At 62.9% G+C, this 16,607-nt stretch carries 17 protein-coding genes; 14 read left to right on the forward strand and 3 right to left on the reverse strand.

The genetic code is table 11. The annotated features are described in order from the left end of the window. Positions 1–2 precede the first annotated feature (2 nt). Positions 3–779, forward strand: coding sequence for an RNA methyltransferase (locus tag NCR38_RS05705; protein WP_061117557.1), 777 nt, complete (start codon positions 3–5; stop codon positions 777–779). Between the two features lie 9 nt (positions 780–788). On the opposite strand, the gene NCR38_RS05710 is transcribed toward NCR38_RS05705, so the two are convergent. Further along, the gene (locus tag NCR38_RS05710; protein ID WP_061117556.1) at positions 789–1,607 is read right to left on the reverse strand and encodes a pyruvate, water dikinase regulatory protein; all 819 of its coding nucleotides are present in this window, start codon (positions 1,605–1,607) and stop codon (positions 789–791) included. 122 nt (positions 1,608–1,729) lie between these two features. Here NCR38_RS05710 and NCR38_RS05715 point away from each other — a divergent pair, with 122 nt between their 5' ends. The 4 genes from NCR38_RS05715 (at position 1,730) to NCR38_RS05730 (ending at position 5,995) form a co-directional block, all read left to right on the forward strand. Then, the gene (locus tag NCR38_RS05715) at positions 1,730–2,035 is read left to right on the forward strand and encodes a hypothetical protein (RefSeq protein WP_143756311.1); all 306 of its coding nucleotides are present in this window, start codon (positions 1,730–1,732) and stop codon (positions 2,033–2,035) included. Between the two features lie 60 nt (positions 2,036–2,095). Continuing rightward, positions 2,096–4,513, forward strand: coding sequence for a phosphoenolpyruvate synthase (gene ppsA, locus NCR38_RS05720; protein WP_061117555.1), 2,418 nt, complete (start codon positions 2,096–2,098; stop codon positions 4,511–4,513). Between the two features lie 96 nt (positions 4,514–4,609). Beyond that, positions 4,610–5,038, forward strand: coding sequence for an NfeD family protein (locus NCR38_RS05725; RefSeq protein ID WP_250476551.1), 429 nt, complete (start codon positions 4,610–4,612; stop codon positions 5,036–5,038). Between the two features lie 30 nt (positions 5,039–5,068). Continuing rightward, positions 5,069–5,995, forward strand: a complete 927-nt coding sequence (locus NCR38_RS05730; RefSeq protein WP_061117553.1) for an SPFH domain-containing protein — start codon at positions 5,069–5,071, stop codon at positions 5,993–5,995. 42 nt (positions 5,996–6,037) lie between these two features. Here NCR38_RS05730 and smpB read toward each other — a convergent pair whose 3' ends face one another. Further along, on the reverse strand, positions 6,038–6,487 hold the full coding sequence (gene smpB / locus NCR38_RS05735) for an SsrA-binding protein SmpB (RefSeq protein WP_061117552.1): 450 nt from the start codon (positions 6,485–6,487) through the stop codon (positions 6,038–6,040). A 119-nt stretch (positions 6,488–6,606) separates the two neighbouring features. Here smpB and NCR38_RS05740 point away from each other — a divergent pair, with 119 nt between their 5' ends. Together NCR38_RS05740 and NCR38_RS05745 are read left to right on the forward strand one after the other, a co-directional pair. Next, positions 6,607–7,044: a type II toxin-antitoxin system RatA family toxin gene (locus NCR38_RS05740; protein ID WP_061117551.1), complete on the forward strand. Its 438-nt coding sequence runs from the start codon at positions 6,607–6,609 to the stop codon at positions 7,042–7,044. Beyond that, on the forward strand, positions 7,041–7,364 hold the full coding sequence (locus NCR38_RS05745; protein ID WP_250476552.1) for an RnfH family protein: 324 nt from the start codon (positions 7,041–7,043) through the stop codon (positions 7,362–7,364). The genes NCR38_RS05740 and NCR38_RS05745 overlap by 4 nt, the downstream gene beginning before the upstream one ends. Positions 7,365–7,370: 6 nt before the next feature. Here NCR38_RS05745 and NCR38_RS05750 read toward each other — a convergent pair whose 3' ends face one another. Continuing rightward, positions 7,371–8,351 (reverse strand): DMT family transporter, encoded by a 981-nt coding sequence (locus NCR38_RS05750; RefSeq protein WP_061117549.1) that lies wholly within the window; start codon positions 8,349–8,351, stop codon positions 7,371–7,373. Positions 8,352–8,563: 212 nt separating this feature from the next. On the opposite strand from NCR38_RS05750, the gene guaB reads away from it, so the two are divergent. The 7 genes from guaB to NCR38_RS05785 all read left to right on the forward strand — a co-directional run bounded on the left by guaB (position 8,564) and on the right by NCR38_RS05785 (position 16,591). Beyond that, the gene (gene guaB / locus NCR38_RS05755) at positions 8,564–10,024 is read left to right on the forward strand and encodes an IMP dehydrogenase (RefSeq protein ID WP_061117548.1); all 1,461 of its coding nucleotides are present in this window, start codon (positions 8,564–8,566) and stop codon (positions 10,022–10,024) included. A 15-nt stretch (positions 10,025–10,039) separates the two neighbouring features. Further along, positions 10,040–10,867, forward strand: coding sequence for a hypothetical protein (locus NCR38_RS05760; RefSeq protein ID WP_061117547.1), 828 nt, complete (start codon positions 10,040–10,042; stop codon positions 10,865–10,867). Between the two features lie 190 nt (positions 10,868–11,057). After that, entirely contained in the window at positions 11,058–12,641 is a 1,584-nt protein-coding gene (gene guaA / locus NCR38_RS05765) for a glutamine-hydrolyzing GMP synthase (RefSeq protein WP_061117546.1), read from the forward strand. 36 nt (positions 12,642–12,677) lie between these two features. Beyond that, entirely contained in the window at positions 12,678–13,253 is a 576-nt protein-coding gene (thpR, locus tag NCR38_RS05770; RefSeq protein ID WP_250476553.1) for an RNA 2',3'-cyclic phosphodiesterase, read from the forward strand. 91 nt (positions 13,254–13,344) lie between these two features. After that, the gene (gene ddpX, locus NCR38_RS05775) at positions 13,345–13,908 is read left to right on the forward strand and encodes a D-alanyl-D-alanine dipeptidase (RefSeq protein WP_061117544.1); all 564 of its coding nucleotides are present in this window, start codon (positions 13,345–13,347) and stop codon (positions 13,906–13,908) included. Positions 13,909–13,958: 50 nt separating this feature from the next. Then, positions 13,959–15,524 carry an ABC transporter substrate-binding protein gene (locus NCR38_RS05780; protein ID WP_250476575.1) on the forward strand — a complete coding sequence of 522 codons (1,566 nt, stop codon included), beginning with the start codon at positions 13,959–13,961 and terminating at the stop codon, positions 15,522–15,524. Between the two features lie 35 nt (positions 15,525–15,559). Further along, positions 15,560–16,591 (forward strand): ABC transporter permease, encoded by a 1,032-nt coding sequence (locus NCR38_RS05785; RefSeq protein ID WP_250476576.1) that lies wholly within the window; start codon positions 15,560–15,562, stop codon positions 16,589–16,591. Positions 16,592–16,607: the final 16 nt, after the last annotated feature.

Raw genomic sequence — 16,607 nt, forward strand, 5'->3', positions numbered from 1 at the left:
ACGTGAAATCCATCACTTCGCGGGACAATCCGCTCTATAAGCGTATCAAGGCGCTGGCCGGCTCGACCGCGCAGCAGCGTCGCAGCGGGCATGCCCTGCTCGAAGGGCTGCATCTGGCGTCGGCTTATCTCGATGCAGCGGGACAGCCCGAAACGTGCGTAGTCACCGAAGGCGCGCTCACGCACGAGGAAGCCCGCGAAATCGTCGCGCGTATCGAGGAGAAGCGTGTCGTCGTGTTGCCGGACGCGCTTTTCGGACAGCTTTCGAGCGTCGTGCACGGCGTGGGAATGTTGCTGCAGGTCGAGAAGATCGATGCCGCGTTGCCCGCGCGCGTCGCCGAAACGTGCGTGATCCTCGACGGCATTCAGGACGCCGGCAATGTCGGCTCGATTCTGCGCAGCGCGGCGGCTGCGGGCATCACGCGCGTGTTCTGCGCGCCGGGCACCGCATATGCATGGTCATCGAAAGTACTGCGCTCGGGAATGGGTGCGCACTTCCTGCTGGATATTTTCGAGGACGTGGAGCCTGCGGATCTGATCGCGCGGCTCGATGCGCCCGTGACCATCACCGATTCGCACGGCGCCGTTCCGCTCTACGATTGCGATCTGTCGGGGGCGCTTGCGTGGGTGTTCGGCAACGAAGGCGCGGGCGTGTCGCAGATCTGGCGCGATGCCGTGACGCATCGCGTGACCATTCCGCAGCCGGGCGGCATGGAGTCGCTCAACGTGGCGGCCGCGGCGGCGATCTGTCTTTTCGAGCAGTGCCGCCAGCAGCGCTGAGCAGGAGATTCAGTAATACGACGGCCGTTCCGGCTTGATTTCCTGCAGGATCGTCGTGGCGATTTCCTCGATCGACTTGTGCGTCGACGAAAGCCACTTGATGCCTTCGCGCTTCATCATCATTTCCGCTTCGTTGATCTCGTAGCGGCAGTTCTCCAGCGCCGCGTACTTGCTGCCCGGGCGGCGCTCGTTGCGAATTTCCGCGAGCCGCTGTGGGTCGATCGACAGACCGAACATCTTCGACCGATGTTCGAGCAAAGGCGTAGGCAGCTTGCCGCGCTCGAAATCTTCCGGGATCAGCGGATAGTTCGCGGCCTTCACGCCGTACTGCATCGCCAGATAGAGGCTCGTCGGCGTTTTGCCGCTGCGCGACACGCCGACCAGAATGACATCGGCGTCGGCGAGGTTGCGATTGGACTGGCCGTCGTCGTGCGCGAGCGAGAAGTTGATTGCCTCGATGCGGTTCTTGTATTCCTCGGTGTCGGCGTTCTGGTGGACGCGGCCCATCGCGTGCGTCGACTTCATTTCCAGTTCGTGCTCGAGGGGCTCGATGAAGGTCTGGAACATGTCGAGAACGAGCGCGTTGCAGCGCTTGACCACTTCGTTCGACGCACTGTCGACGAGCGTGGTGAAGACGATCGGCCGGCGGCCATCGAGTTCCACGACCTCGTTGATCTTCTCGACCGTCGCGTGCGCCTTGTCGATCGAATCGACGAAAGGCACGCGCACGAGCCGGAATTTTTGATCGAACTGGGCGAGGATCGAATGCGCGAACGTTTCGGCAGTGATCCCGGTCCCGTCGGAAACGATGAATACGGAAGGCGGCATCGGCAAAGGACCAAATGGGAACGAGTTGGGGCGGGCGCGCTCAAACGGTAACACGCGAAACAAACCGCGGGAACGCCCGGCACGGCGGACGAAAGCGCCTGTGTTACATTGGTTGCCCAGCGATGAGCGCCGGCGAACCCAACGGCGTAAAAGTCTTCGATTCTGCCGTGGAATTGCCGTCTCTGCCGAAACAAATTGAGAATCGGCACGGTAGAATAGCGGCAACCTGTTCGATAAGCAATTGCGGAGAAATTGATTCGGATTTTCGTCAAATCGCGGTCGGTTCGTCGGTTTTGGCAGCAAAAACCCACGGTTTCGAGCAGATTTCAGACGTCCCGCTTCTTTTTGCAACGCGCGCCGGCTCCCGTGACGCGCTCCCCGATGGTTTATCAAACAGGTTGTACGAGATGCGTCCGCGCTTCCAATGAGCGCCGCCGCATATGAGCCCACTCGTGCGATCGTGAATTCCATCCACCTTAGGGGCTTGTATGACTAACGCAGTCAATGTTGCGAAAGATGTCGCAAAGGATCAGGCGTATGTAGTTCCATTCGAGCAGTTGCGAATGACCGACGTGGAAATCGTCGGGGGCAAGAATGCGTCGCTCGGCGAAATGATCAGCCAGCTTTCCGAAGCCGGCGTTCGCGTGCCGACGGGCTTTGCCACAACTGCGCTCGCGTTCCGCGACTTTCTCCAGCACAACGACCTGACCGACCGCATCGCCAAGCGTCTCGAGACGCTCGATGTCGACGACGTGAAAGCGCTCGCCGAAGCGGGCAAGGAAATCCGCCAGTGGATCGTGGACGCGCCGATGCAGCCGCGTCTCGAAGACGAAATCCGCCGTGGATTCGAGGTGCTCCAGAACAGCTCGCCCGAAGAGCTTTCATTCGCCGTGCGCTCGTCCGCGACCGCCGAGGACTTGCCGGACGCATCGTTCGCGGGCCAGCAGGAAAGCTATTTGAACGTGGTCGGCATCGAGGACGTCCTCGATCGCATGAAGCACGTGTTCGCGTCGCTCTACAACGACCGCGCCATTTCCTATCGCGTCCACAAGGGCTTCACGCACGCCGAAGTTGCGTTGTCGGCGGGCGTGCAGCGCATGGTCCGCTCGGACGTCGGCGCGGCGGGCGTGATGTTCACCATCGACACCGAATCGGGCTTCAAGGAAACCGTGTTCATCACGTCGAGCTACGGCCTCGGTGAGACGGTCGTGCAGGGCGCGGTGAATCCGGACGAGTTCCACGTCTTCAAGACCACGCTCGAGCAGGGCAAGTATCCGATCATCCGCCGCTCGATCGGCTCGAAGCTCATCAAGATGGAATTCACGAAGCCGGGTGAGCCGGGCCGGGTGAAGACCGTCGACGTGCCGCACGAGCAGCGCAACCGCTTCTCGATCACCGACGAAGACGTGATCGAACTCGCGAAGTACGCGGTCATCATCGAGAAGCACTATCAGCGTCCGATGGACATCGAGTGGGGCAAGGACGGCCGCGACGGCAAGATCTTCATCCTCCAGGCGCGCCCGGAAACGGTCAAGAGCCAGGCGTCCGGCAAGGCCGAGATGCGCTTCAAGCTCAAGGGTCAGTCGAACGTGCTGGCGACTGGCCGCGCGATCGGCCAAAAGATCGGCGCGGGTCCCGTGCGCGTGATTCACGATCCGTCGGAAATGGAACGCGTTCAGCCGGGTGACGTGCTCGTCGCCGACATGACCGACCCGAACTGGGAGCCGGTGATGAAGCGCGCATCGGCCATCGTGACGAATCGCGGCGGCCGTACGTGCCACGCGGCGATCATCGCGCGTGAACTGGGCGTACCGGCCGTGGTCGGTTGCGGCGACGCCACGGACGTGCTGAAGGACGGCGCGCTCGTCACGGTATCGTGTGCGGAAGGTGACGAAGGCAAGATCTACGACGGCCTGCTCGAAACCGAAGTGACCGAAGTGCAGCGCGGCGAACTGCCGAAGATTCCGGTCAAGATCATGATGAACGTCGGCAATCCGCAGCTTGCGTTCGACTTCGCGCAGTTGCCCAATGCGGGCGTTGGTCTGGCGCGGCTCGAATTCATCATCAACAACAACATCGGCGTGCATCCGAAGGCGATTCTCGAGTACCCGAACGTCGATGCCGATCTCAAGAAGGCGGTCGAGAGCGTCGCGCGCGGTCACGCGTCGCCCCGTGCGTTTTACGTCGACAAGCTGACCGAAGGCATCGCCACGATCGCGGCGGCGTTCTATCCGAAGCCCGTCATCGTGCGTCTGTCGGACTTCAAGTCGAACGAGTACAAGAAGCTGATCGGCGGCTCGCGCTATGAGCCGGACGAAGAGAATCCGATGCTCGGTTTCCGCGGCGCTTCGCGCTATATCGCGGAAGACTTCGCCGAGGCGTTCCACATGGAATGCATCGCGCTGAAGAAGGTGCGCGAGGAAATGGGTCTCGACAACGTGCAGATCATGGTGCCGTTCGTGCGCACGGTGAAGCAGGCGGATCGCGTCGTCGAACTGCTGAAGAAGTTCGGTCTCGAACGCGGCAAGAACGATCTGAAGCTCGTGATGATGTGCGAAGTGCCGTCCAACGCGATTCTCGCCGAGCAGTTCCTGGAACGCTTCGACGGCTTCTCGATCGGCTCGAACGATCTGACGCAGTTGACACTCGGCCTCGACCGCGACTCCGGCATGGAGCTGCTCGCGGCGGACTTCGACGAGCGCGACGAAGCGGTGCTGTTCATGCTCAAGCGCGCGATCGAAACGTGTCTGCGGATGAACAAGTACGTCGGCATTTGCGGCCAGGGCCCGTCCGATCATCCGGACCTCGCGGAGTGGCTCGCGAAGCAGGGCATCGAGTCGATGTCGCTGAATCCGGACACGATCATCGAGACATGGCAGCAACTGGCTAAGACCTTGTCAAAATAAGTCAGAAGTGCCTTTCCGGATGCTTTCGGAAAGGCGCGAGCGTGCTATAAAAAACACCCCGGACTTCTCCGGGGTGTTTTCGTTTGGAGACCGGCGATGGTGACGAGTGGATTGATCTGGTGGGTCGCGGCGGGCGCGCTGATCGTCGCGGAGCTGTTCACCGGCACGTTCTATCTGCTCATGATCGCGCTGGGGATGATCGCCGGCGGCATCGCTTACGTGTCAGGCGCGTTGCCGCATGTGCAAATGGGCGCGGCGGCCGTGATCGCGCTGATCGCCGTCGCGGTGCTGCGGCGCTCGCGCCTCGGCAGCCGGAAACGGCGCGACGCGTCGCGGGACGTGGCCGTGAATCTCGATATCGGCGCGACGCTGGAAGTGGATCAATGGCGCGACGGTCGCGCGCGCGTGATGTACCGCGGCGCGCAGTGGGACGTCGAACTCGCGCCGGGTGAAGCCGAAGGCGCGCGGTACTACCGGATCACGGCGCTGGACGGGAATCGGCTGATCGTCGCGGCCAAACGCTAGCAAGCTCGCTCAACAAGAAGGAGTCACACAATGTATTTCGCGCTCATCGTGCTCATCATCGCCATTGTGATCGTGATGAACACGGTCAAGATCGTCCCGCAGCAGCATGCGTGGGTGCTGGAACGGCTCGGCCGCTATCACGCGACGCTCACGCCGGGTCTCAATATCGTGCTGCCGTTCATCGATCGCATCGCGTACAAGCACATGCTCAAGGAGATTCCGCTCGAAGTGCCGAGCCAGGTATGCATCACGCGCGACAACACTCAGTTGCAAGTCGACGGCGTGCTGTACTTCCAGGTCACCGACGCGATGAAGGCGTCGTACGGCTCGAGTAACTTCGTGTTCGCGATCACGCAGTTGTCGCAGACGACATTGCGCTCGGTCATCGGCAAGCTGGAGCTCGACAAGACGTTCGAGGAGCGCGATTTCATCAACCAGAGCATCGTGAATGCGCTCGACGAAGCCGCGTCGAACTGGGGCGTGAAAGTGCTGCGCTACGAGATCAAGGATCTGACGCCGCCGAAGGAAATCCTCCACGCCATGCAGGCGCAGATCACCGCGGAGCGCGAAAAGCGCGCGTTGATCGCCGCGTCCGAAGGCCGCAAGCAGGAGCAGATCAATCTCGCCGCCGGCGCGCGCGAAGCCGCGATCCAGAAGTCCGAAGGCGAGCGTCAGGCGGCGATCAATCAGGCGCAAGGCGAGGCATCGGCGATTCTCGCGGTGGCCGAGGCGAATGCGCAGGCCATTCAGAAAATCGGCACGGCGATTCAGACGACGGGCGGCATGGAAGCGGTGAACCTGAAGATCGCGGAGCAGTATGTCGGCGCGTTCGGCAACATTGCGAAGACGGGCAATACGTTGATCGTGCCGGGTAACCTGTCCGATATGAGTTCGATGATCGCGTCGGCGTTGACCATCGTGAGAGGCGAGGGCGGCGGCGTCATCAGAAAGAGCTGACGCGGCAAAGCAATCGGGGCGCTGCAAAGCGCCCCGATTCGTTCAACGCGAAGCCGTGCGCATCAGCCGCCCGCGCTCGCGTTCCCAGTCGCGCTTCTTTTCGGTCTCGCGCTTGTCGTGCAGCTTCTTGCCCTTCGCCAGCCCGATCTCGCATTTCACGCGGCCGTCCTTGTAATGGAAGTTGAGCGGCACGAGCGTATGCCCGCGCTGCTCGACCTTGCCGATGAGCTTGTCGATCTGGTCGCGATGCAGCAGCAGCTTGCGCGTGCGCACCGGATCCAGATTGGCGAATTTCGACGCCTCGGGCAGCGGGCTGATATGCGTGCCGATCAGAAAGAGCTCGCCGTTCTTGATCACGACATAGCCTTCCTTGATCTGCGCGCGGCCCGCGCGCAGCGCCTTGACTTCCCAGCCTTCGAGCACGAGACCGGCCTCGTAGCGCTCTTCGACGAAGTAATCGAAGAAGGCTTTTCTGTTGTCGATGATGCTCATGAATGGAAAGTGCCCAACTCGTTTAAAATCACGATTTTAGCAGCGCGCCGGCGGGCATTCGAACTTCTCCCGCGTTCTCTTGCGCGTTGCCGCCCAATTCAGCCACCGCTGCGCCCTATATGGCAGACGTCCAGAAAACCGTATTGATCCGCCATTCAGCGGAAGAAATGTTCGACCTCGTCACCGATGTCGCCGACTACCCCAATTTCCTGCCCTGGTGCGGTGGCGTCGAAATCGGCCGCCAGGACGAAAGCGGCATGGAAGCGAAGATCGACATCAGCTTCAAGGGCATCAAACAGCACTTCGCAACGCGCAACACGCAGAACCGTCCGACCAACATCGATATGGAGTTCCTGAGCGGCCCGTTCAAGAAGTTCACCGGTTACTGGCGCTTCACGCCGCTGCGCGCGGACGCGTGCAAGATCGAATTCGCGCTTCACTATGAATTCTCCAATGTGATCCTGGAGAAGCTCATCGGGCCGGTGTTCAGCCATATTGCCAACACTTTCGTCGATTCCTTCGTGAAGCGTGCGGATCAGCGCTACGGCAAGCCATGATGCATATCGACGTTTGCTACGGTCTGCCCGACGGCGCGTTTCTGAAGCGCGTGGATCTGCAAGAGGGCGCGACGGTGCGCGATGCAATCGACGCGAGCGGCGTGGTGCGCGCGCATCCGGACATCGACCTGACGACGCAAAAGGTCGGCGTGTTCGGCAAGGTGAAGGCGCTCGATACGGCGCTCGCCGATTTCGACCGCGTGGAGATTTATCGGCGGCTGTTGGTCGATCCGAAGGCCGCGCGTCAGCGCCGTGTCGACAAGGCGCGCAAGGCTGGGTCGATCGAAGGGCGCAAGTGGCAGTCGAAGGATTCGCGCTGAGCGGATTCAATGCGCGGGCGCTTCCTTCGCCCCCGCCGGGGCGGGCTCCAGCGTGTGTTGTCTGACCGACCAGAGCACGCCGACGAGCAGCAGTACAATCGCCAGCACTTCCGGCGTACGGGGCCAGCGGCCGTCGTAGACGAAAGCGTAAAGCAAGGCGAAGAGCGTTTCGAACACGATCATCTGGCCCGCGAGCGTGAGCGGCAAGCGCTTGGCCGCCGCATTCCACAGCATGTTGCCGAGCCACGAGCCGCCGGTCGCCAGCGCGAAACAGACGATCCAGAACAGGTGCCAGCGTGCGACCGGCACGCTCCCCTGAACCGTGCCCGCGGGCAACATCCAGATGACCGCGCCGAGCACGAGTCCGAGCAGGCCCGTCACGATGCCCCACAGCACGGACCACTCGTTGCCGTCGAAGTGGCGATTCGCTTGCAGATAGCGCGCGTTGACAACCGCGTACCAGGTCCAGGACGCAAGCGCCCCGAGGGCGCACGCCAGACCGGTCAGTCGCGTGAGCACGCTGGTCGCGTGCTCGCTGCTGACCGCGGGTGAAAGCACGTCGCTGAACACGTCCAGGTTGATGCATGCGATGCCCGCCAGCACGAGCAGCAAAGGCCCGACGAGCCGCCTGAGGTCGATCGCGCCGTGGTCGCGCCGTCCGGCGAGCGTGACGGTCACGGGCAAAATCCCCACGATCAGCGACGAAGGCGCGACGCCCACGAGCTGCACCGCGCTCGCGAGCAGCATGTAGTAGAGCAGGTTGCCGACCAGCGCCAGCTTCACGAGCGCGATGAAATCGGCGCGCGTGAGTTTGGCGAGGAGCCTTCGAGCGATCGGCAGCGCGACCGCGAGCGACACGGCGCCGTACATCAGATAGCGTCCCACGCTCAGGGCGAGCGGCGAAAAATCCGGCAAGAGCCGTGGTGCGAGAAAGATGAAGCCCCAGATCGCACCCGCTGCCATTCCGTACATCACACCGCGCTGCATTGCCCGACTCCGGTCGTTATTTCACTTGACGGCGCGAAGCGTAGCACGCGGCCCCGGGCGGCCGTCTTGTCGAAAACTGCAACGGCGGGTGTGTCCGGCACGCGGGCGCGCACGGCGCGGATTTTGCGCCGGAATGGCCTAAGCTGCTGTTCGGGCAGTGAAAATGCAGGGAACTATCGGTATAATCTGCTTTTGCGCCCATAGGATTTGCCATGCGTCTGATCCAGAAAGCACTCACGTTCGATGATGTGCTCCTCGTGCCTGCGTTCTCCAGCGTTCTCCCGCGCGACACCAGCCTGAAATCCCAGCTGACTCGCAATATTTCCCTGAACATGCCTCTCGTGTCCGCAGCCATGGACACGGTCACCGAAGGCCGGCTCGCCATCGCGATGGCGCAGATGGGCGGCATCGGCATCGTCCACAAGAATCTCACCGCCAAGGAACAGGCCCGCGAAGTCGCGAAAGTGAAGCGCTTCGAGTCGGGCGTCGTGCGTGATCCGATCACGGTGCCGCCGCAGATGCGCGTGCGCGACGTCATCGCGCTGACGCAGCAGCACGGCATTTCGGGCTTCCCGGTGGTCGAGGGCGCGCAACTGATCGGCATCGTCACCAACCGCGACCTGCGTTTCGAGGAGCGTCTCGACGAGCCGGTGCGCAACATCATGACGCCGCGCGAGCGTCTCGTGACGGTCAAGGAAGGCACGTCGCTCGCCGAAGCGAAGGCGTTGATGCACAGCCATCGCCTGGAACGCGTGCTGGTCGTCAACGACGCCTTCGAGCTGCGCGGCCTGATGACGGTGAAAGACATCACCAAGCAGACCGAAAACCCGGACGCCTGCAAGGACGAGGACGGCAAGCTGCGTGTGGGCGCGGCGGTCGGCGTAGGTCCGGACAATGAAGAGCGCGTGGACCTGCTGGCGCAGGCGGGCGTCGACGTGATCGTCGTCGATACCGCGCACGGCCACAGCCAGGGCGTGCTCGAGCGCGTGCGCTGGGTCAAGCAGAATTACCCGCGCGTGCAGGTCATCGGCGGCAATATCGCGACGGCAGCGGCGGCGAAATCGCTCGTCGAATACGGCGCGGACGCGGTGAAGGTCGGTATCGGCCCGGGCTCGATCTGCACGACGCGGATCGTCGCGGGCGTCGGCGTGCCGCAGATCACGGCGATCGCCAACGTCTCCGAAGCGCTGCGCGGCACCGGCGTGCCGGTCATCGCGGATGGGGGCGTGCGCTTCTCGGGCGACGTCTCGAAGGCGCTTGCGGCGGGCGCGAACGTCGTCATGATGGGCAGCATGCTCGCCGGCACGGAAGAATCCCCGGGCGACGTCTTCCTGTACCAGGGCCGTCAATACAAGTCGTACCGCGGCATGGGCTCGGTCGGCGCGATGAAGGACGGGGCGGCGGACCGCTACTTCCAGGACAACTCGGCGAACATCGACAAGCTCGTGCCGGAAGGCATCGAAGGCCGCGTGGCCTACAAGGGCTCGGTCAACGCAATCCTGTTCCAGATCGTCGGCGGCGTGCGCGCGAGCATGGGCTATTGCGGTTGCCGCACCATCGGCGAAATGCACGAGAAGGCGGAATTCGTGCAGATCACGGCGGCCGGCATGCGCGAGTCGCATGTGCACGACGTGCAGATCACGAAGGAAGCACCCAACTATCACGTCGACTAATCAAGCGGAGCGATCATGAAGCCGTTGCTGCGGGTCGTGCTCGTCATCAATGCCCTGATTTTTCTGGCGTTCGGTCTGCTATTTCTGCTGACGCCGTGGGCGGGCTTGTACGGCGCGCTGCAACTGGATTCGATCCGCGTGCAGCCGGCGTTTGCCGGGCAACTGCTCGGCATCGCGCTCATCGGGCTTTCGTGGCTCGCGTTTCATGCGGCCGTCGATGGCGCGTTGTCGGCCCGGGCCGCCCGCGTCTCGGGTCATGTGCAATGGCTCTCGGGGGTCGTGGTGCTGGTGTGGCTGCTCGGTCTGCATGCGCCGCAGGTCGATGGCTTCGGACAGATCAGCGCAGCGGTGGTCGGCGCCGTGCTTCTGGTACTCGGTTTGGGCAGCGTGAGACTGTCGTCGGTGGTGCGGCGACGCGAGCGCGCGGCGCTGGCTGGCGCCGCGTCGGCCCAGCGCGCGGAGAAGAAGGCGGCGCAAAAGCGCGAGGACGTTCGCACGGGCGCCACGGCGCCTTCGTCGCGCGTCGAGCCGATCGATGCCGGCGTCCGTCCCGCGGCGCGCGCGCCGGGAGCGACGGCCATCGATCCGGTTTCCGGTCGCGCGATCGATTCAACGGGGCGTCCGCTCGATCCGGCTTCACCGATCTCATCGGCCGCGATACGCGCGCATCCGGACGGCGCCGTCGATCCCGTCACGGGCGGCACGCTCGATCCGGTGACGGGCCGCGCGATCGATCCGGTCACCGGCAAGCGCATCGAACCCCTGATCAGCGGCGAGATCGATCCGGCGACGGGTCGAAGAGTCGATCCGCTCGGGCCCGACGCGAGCCGCGCACCACGTTGAGGGCGCGAAGCACATGCCGCAAGGCACGCACGTGCAGCAGCGCAAACATGCAGCGCAAACACGCAAGACAAACACGCAAGACAAGCACGGTCGGCCCTTTCGCCGGCCGTCGATTTATTTGCAGACGGGCTGCGCGACGTCGCGTCCGGCAGCACAGACATTCATCGTTCACTAGCCTTTGGCCGCAGCCATGCACGACAAAATCCTGATTCTCGATTTCGGCTCCCAAGTCACCCAGCTGATCGCACGGCGCATCCGCGAGTCGCACGTCTACTCGGAAATCCATCCGTACGACGTCGATGAGACGTTCATCCGCGAATTCGATCCCAAGGGCATCATCCTGTCGGGCGGGCCGAGCTCGGTCACCGAGGCCAAGTCGCCGCGCGCGCCGCAAATCGTCTTCGATCTCGGCGTGCCGGTGCTCGGCATCTGTTACGGCATGCAGACGATGGCCGATCAGCTCGGCGGCAAAGTCGAACTGGGCAACGTGCGCGAATTCGGCTATGCGGAAGTGCAGGCGCTGAATCACACGGGTTTCCTGGAAGGCATCGAGGACTTCAAGGCCGCTCAGGGCGAGTCGATGCTCAAGGTGTGGATGAGCCACGGCGACAAGGTCGTCGACTTGCCTGCGGGCTTCCGGCTGATGGCCTCGACGCCGTCGTGCCCGATCGCCGCGATGGCCGACGACGACCGCCGCTTCTACGGCCTGCAATGGCATCCGGAAGTCACGCACACGGTGCAGGGTCGCGCGATGCTCGAGCGCTTCGTGCTGGAGCTGTGCGGCGCGAAAGCGGATTGGGAGATGGGCCATTACATCGACGAGGCGGTGGAGAAGATCCGTGCGCAGGTCGGCGGTGAGCACGTCATTCTCGGCCTTTCGGGTGGCGTCGATTCGTCGGTGGCGGCGGCGCTGTTGCATCGCGCGATCGGCGATCAGTTGACGTGCGTGTTCGTCGATCACGGATTGCTGCGCCAGAACGAGGCGGAGCAGGTGATGTCGACGTTCGCGGATCATCTGGGCGTGAAAGTGATTCACGTCGACGCGAGCGAGGAGTTTCTGCAAAAGCTCGCAGGCGTCACCGATCCGGAAGCGAAGCGCAAGATCATCGGCGCGGAGTTCGTCGAAGTGTTTCATAAGGAATCGGACAAGCTCACCGACGCCAGGTGGCTCGCGCAGGGCACGATCTATCCGGACGTGATCGAATCGGCGGGCAAGGGCAAGAAGGGCGCGCACACCATCAAGAGCCATCACAATGTCGGCGGCCTGCCGGAGACGCTGAATCTCAAGTTGCTCGAGCCGTTGCGTGAACTCTTCAAGGACGAAGTGCGCGAGCTCGGCGTGAAGCTCGGACTGCCGCCTGCGATGGTGTATCGCCATCCGTTCCCGGGTCCGGGTCTCGGCGTGCGGATTCTCGGCGAAGTGAAGCGCGAGTTTGCGGATTTGCTGCGTCGTGCGGATGCGATTTTCATCGAGACGCTGCGCAATACCATCGACAAGGAAACCGGCAAGTCGTGGTATGACCTCACGAGCCAGGCGTTCGCGGTGTTCCTGCCGGTGAAGAGCGTCGGCGTGATGGGCGATGGCCGCACGTACGAGTACGTCGTCGCGCTGCGCGCCGTGCAGACGCTCGACTTCATGACCGCGCATTGGGCGCATCTGCCGCATGAACTGCTCGGGCATGTGAGCAACCGCATCATCAATGAAGTGCGTGGCATCAATCGGGTGGTGTATGACATCTCGGGGAAGCCGCCGGCGACAATCGAGTGGGAGTGACCGCGCGTCGCTTCACATTGACCACGAGTCGGGCGCATGAGTGACACGGCACCCGACCTCAAACCGGGCGAGCGCATCACCGACTCGCTCTTTTTCGCGCTCTATCCCGACGCAGCCGCCGCTGCACGAATCGCCGAACTGGCGGCGCGGCTGCGCATCGAACATAGGCTGAAGGCGAGGGCGATTTCCGCCGATCGCCTTCACGTCACGCTGCTTTATCTCGGCGCCTTCGCAGGCGTTCCCGCAGATGTGGTCGCGCAAGCATGCACCGCGGCTTGCCGAATCGCATCGCCGCCCGTCGAACTCGTCCTCGATCGCATCGGGAGCTTTGCCGGCCGCCGCGCGAAGCGCCCGCTCGTTCTGTCGGGCGATGTCGCCGAGCCACTCGGCGCCCTCGAACACACGCTCGGCACCGCGCTCGAAGCCGCCGGCATCGCCCTCAAACGCCATCCCCGCTTCACGCCCCACGTGACCTTGCTCTACGACGAGCACCGCATCGCGCGCCAGGCCGTCGAACCCATCGCATGGACCGCGCGCGAGTTCGCGCTCGTGCGCAGCTTCATCGGCCGGTCGCAATACGAAGTCCTCGCGCGCTGGCCGCTCCTGTCGTGAATCGCCGGAACCACCCGAAATAAAGGGTTTCGCGGATTTTTCTAACGCGTTAAGGTTCGTGTATCGGAATAAATCGATACGAAGCGCTTACATGACCCGGTCCCGCCTGCTGCATATCACGCCCGAAACGCACAATGTCCAGATCGATCTCGTCTACGCGACCGATCGCAACTTCACCGGCAAGCCGATCTACAAGGCGCAGCATTGCCTGCTGCTCGAACCCGCCGAAGCCGCGCTAAGAAAGGCCGTCGATATCGCGCGCAGCATCGGCACGACGCTTCGGATTTTCGACGCCTATCGTCCGCCGCAAGCGCAGAAGGTGCTGTGGGATTTCCTGCCCGATCCGACGTTCATCGCCGAACTCGGCCGCGGCTCGAACCATAGCCGCGGCACGGCGGTGGACCTGACACTCGTCGATCGCGATGGCAACGCGCTCGACATGGGCACCGAATTCGACGCGATGGTCGTCGAATCCGAGCATTTCCACTTCGGCCTGCCGGAGCACGTCCAGCGTAATCGAACGCTGTTGCTCGGCGTGATGCACGGCGCGGGCTTCACGCACATCAAAAGCGAGTGGTGGCATTACGAATTGCCAGGCTCGCGCGAACTTGCTCTGATCGACAACGAAGAAAGCGGCCCGCTGCGGCTGATGTGAACCCGATACCAACAGGACGACATCACATGAAAAAGGCATTGGCGGCGGTCATGCTCGCCTCGGCGCTGACGGCATTCACGGGCTTGTCGGGCGTGCAGGCGGCGACGCCGAAGGACATGTTCGTCATGGCGACGCTGCTCGATGAATTCACTTCGCTCGATCCCGGCGAAATCTACGAACTGGTGCCGGAGGAATATGTCGCGAACACGTATGACCGGCTGGTGCGCGTCGACCTGAAAGACCCGTCGAAATTCAATGGCGACGTCGCCGAGTCCTGGAGCGCGAGTCAGGATGGCCTCACGTTCACGTTCAAGATTCGCCCGGGCCTCAAGTTCCACTCCGGCAATCCGCTGACAGCCGACGACGTCGCATGGTCGATTCAGCGCACCGCGCTGCTCGACAAGGGTGCGGCGGCGGTGCTCGCGGGCATCGGCCTGACCAAGGCGAACGCATTGCAGAACGTGAAGAAGATCGACGATACGACCGTCTCCATCACGACTGACCAACGTTACGCGCCGACCTTCGTGCTCAACGTGCTCGGTTCGTGGCCGGCGTCGGTGGTGGATCGCAAGCTCGTCCAGTCGCACGCGAAGGGCAACGACTACGGCAATGAGTGGCTCAAGACCAACGAAGCCGGCTCGGGCGCCTACAAGCTCGTGAAGTGGACCGCGAACGACAGTATCGTGCTGCAGCGCTTCGAGGGCTATCGCATTCCGCTCGCCATGAAGCGCATCGTGCTGCGTCACGTGACAGAGGCGGCAAGCCAGCGCCTGATGATCCAGAACGGCGACATCGACGTCGCGCGCGATCTGAGCCCCGACGATCTCGACACGCTCTCGAAGAGCGGCGTCATCAAGGCGACGGCCGTGCCTCAGGCCACGCTCATGTATCTCGGCCTCAACAACAAGAACCCGAATCTCGCGAAGCCCGAGGTCTGGGAAGCAATGAAGTGGCTGATCGACTATCAGGGCATCCAGAAAAACGTGATCCGGACGACCTACAAGGTTCACGAGACGTTTCTGCCTGAAGGCTTTCTCGGCGCGCTGAACGAGAACCCGTATCACCAGGACGTCGCGAAGGCGAAGGCGCTGCTCGCCAAGGCGGGTCTGACCAACGGGTTCACCGTGAAGATGGACGTGCGCAACGACTATCCGTACAGCGAGATCGCGCAGGCGGTGCAGGCGAATCTCGCGCTCGCCAACATCAAGGTGCAGCTCATGCCGAGCGATAACAAGCAGACGCTCGGACGCTATCGGGCGCGCGCGCATGACATCTATATCGGCGAGTGGTCGGCGGATTACATCGATCCGCACAGCAACGCGCAGGGTTTCGTGTGGAACCCCGACAACTCGGATGCATCGAGCTACAAGATGCTTGCATGGCGCAACGCGTGGGACATTGCGCAACTCACTAAGGAAACCAACGCGGCGCTCGCCGAAAGCGATACGAAAAAGCGTGCGCAGCTCTACGAGAAAATGCAGCGTGAAGTGCTCGCGAAGTCGCCGTTCGTGATCATGTTCCAGAAGGTGTCGCAGGTCGCGGCGCGTCCCGGTGTGACCGGTCTCGAAGTCGGGCCGATCAACGATCTCGTGTCCTACCGAAACATCAGGAAGTAGTGAGTACGGTCACGTTCATCGAGCGCGTGCGCGCCATGAGCGCGCATCGGGGCGGCGTGCGCATCGCGCTTGCGCTCGCGCACTGGATCGCGATGCTCGTCATCACGTTCACGGGCCTGCTTGCCATCACGTTCTTCATCGGCCGCAAGATTCCGATCGATCCGGTGCTTGCAATTCTCGGCGACCGCGCGTCCGCGGGCGCGTATGCCGCCGCGCGCTTGCGGCTCGGGCTCGACAAGCCGCTCATCGATCAGTTCGTGATCTACGCGCGCGACGTGCTGCACGGCAATCTCGGCGTCTCATTGCTGACGGCCAATCCCGTGATCGACGACATCAAACGCGTCTTTCCGGCGACGCTGGAACTCGCGACGCTCTCGACGTTCATCGGCATTGCGATCGGCGTGCCGCTCGGCGTCGCGGCCGCGGTGAAGCACAATCGCATCGTCGATCACATTGCGCGCGTGATCGGGCTCGCGGGCAGTTCGGTGCCGGTGTTCTGGCTCGCGCTGATGGGCCTCCTGCTGTTCTATGCGCGGCTGCATTGGGTGTCGGGGCCGGGGCGCATCGATCCGGTCTACGACGGCATGGTCGACACGCGCACGGGCAGTCTGCTGATCGACTCGCTCGTCGCCGGCGAATGGGATGTCTTCAGGAACGCGTTCTCTCATATCGCGCTGCCGGCGAGCGTACTCGCGTTTTATTCGATCGCGTATCTGTCGCGCATGACGCGCTCGTTCATGCTCGAACAACTGAGCCAGGAATACGTGACGACCGCGCGTGCCAAAGGCCTGCCCGAGCGCCGCGTGATCTGGCGGCATGCGTTCGGCAATATCGCCGTGCCGCTTCTGACGGTGATCGCGCTCGCGTACAGCTATCTGCTCGAAGGTTCGGTGCTGACCGAGATCGTGTTCGCGTGGCCGGGCATCGGTTCGTATCTGACGGGCGCGTTGCTCAATGCCGACATGAACGCCGTGCTCGGCAGCACGCTCGTGATCGGCGCGACGTTCATCGCGCTCAATCTTTTGACCGACGCGCTCTACCGCGTGTTCGACCCGCGCACGCGCTGACATGGAGGACTTTGCG

The sequence above is a fragment of the Caballeronia sp. INML1 genome, assembly GCF_023631085.1.
Lineage (GTDB): Bacteria > Pseudomonadota > Gammaproteobacteria > Burkholderiales > Burkholderiaceae > Caballeronia > Caballeronia turbans.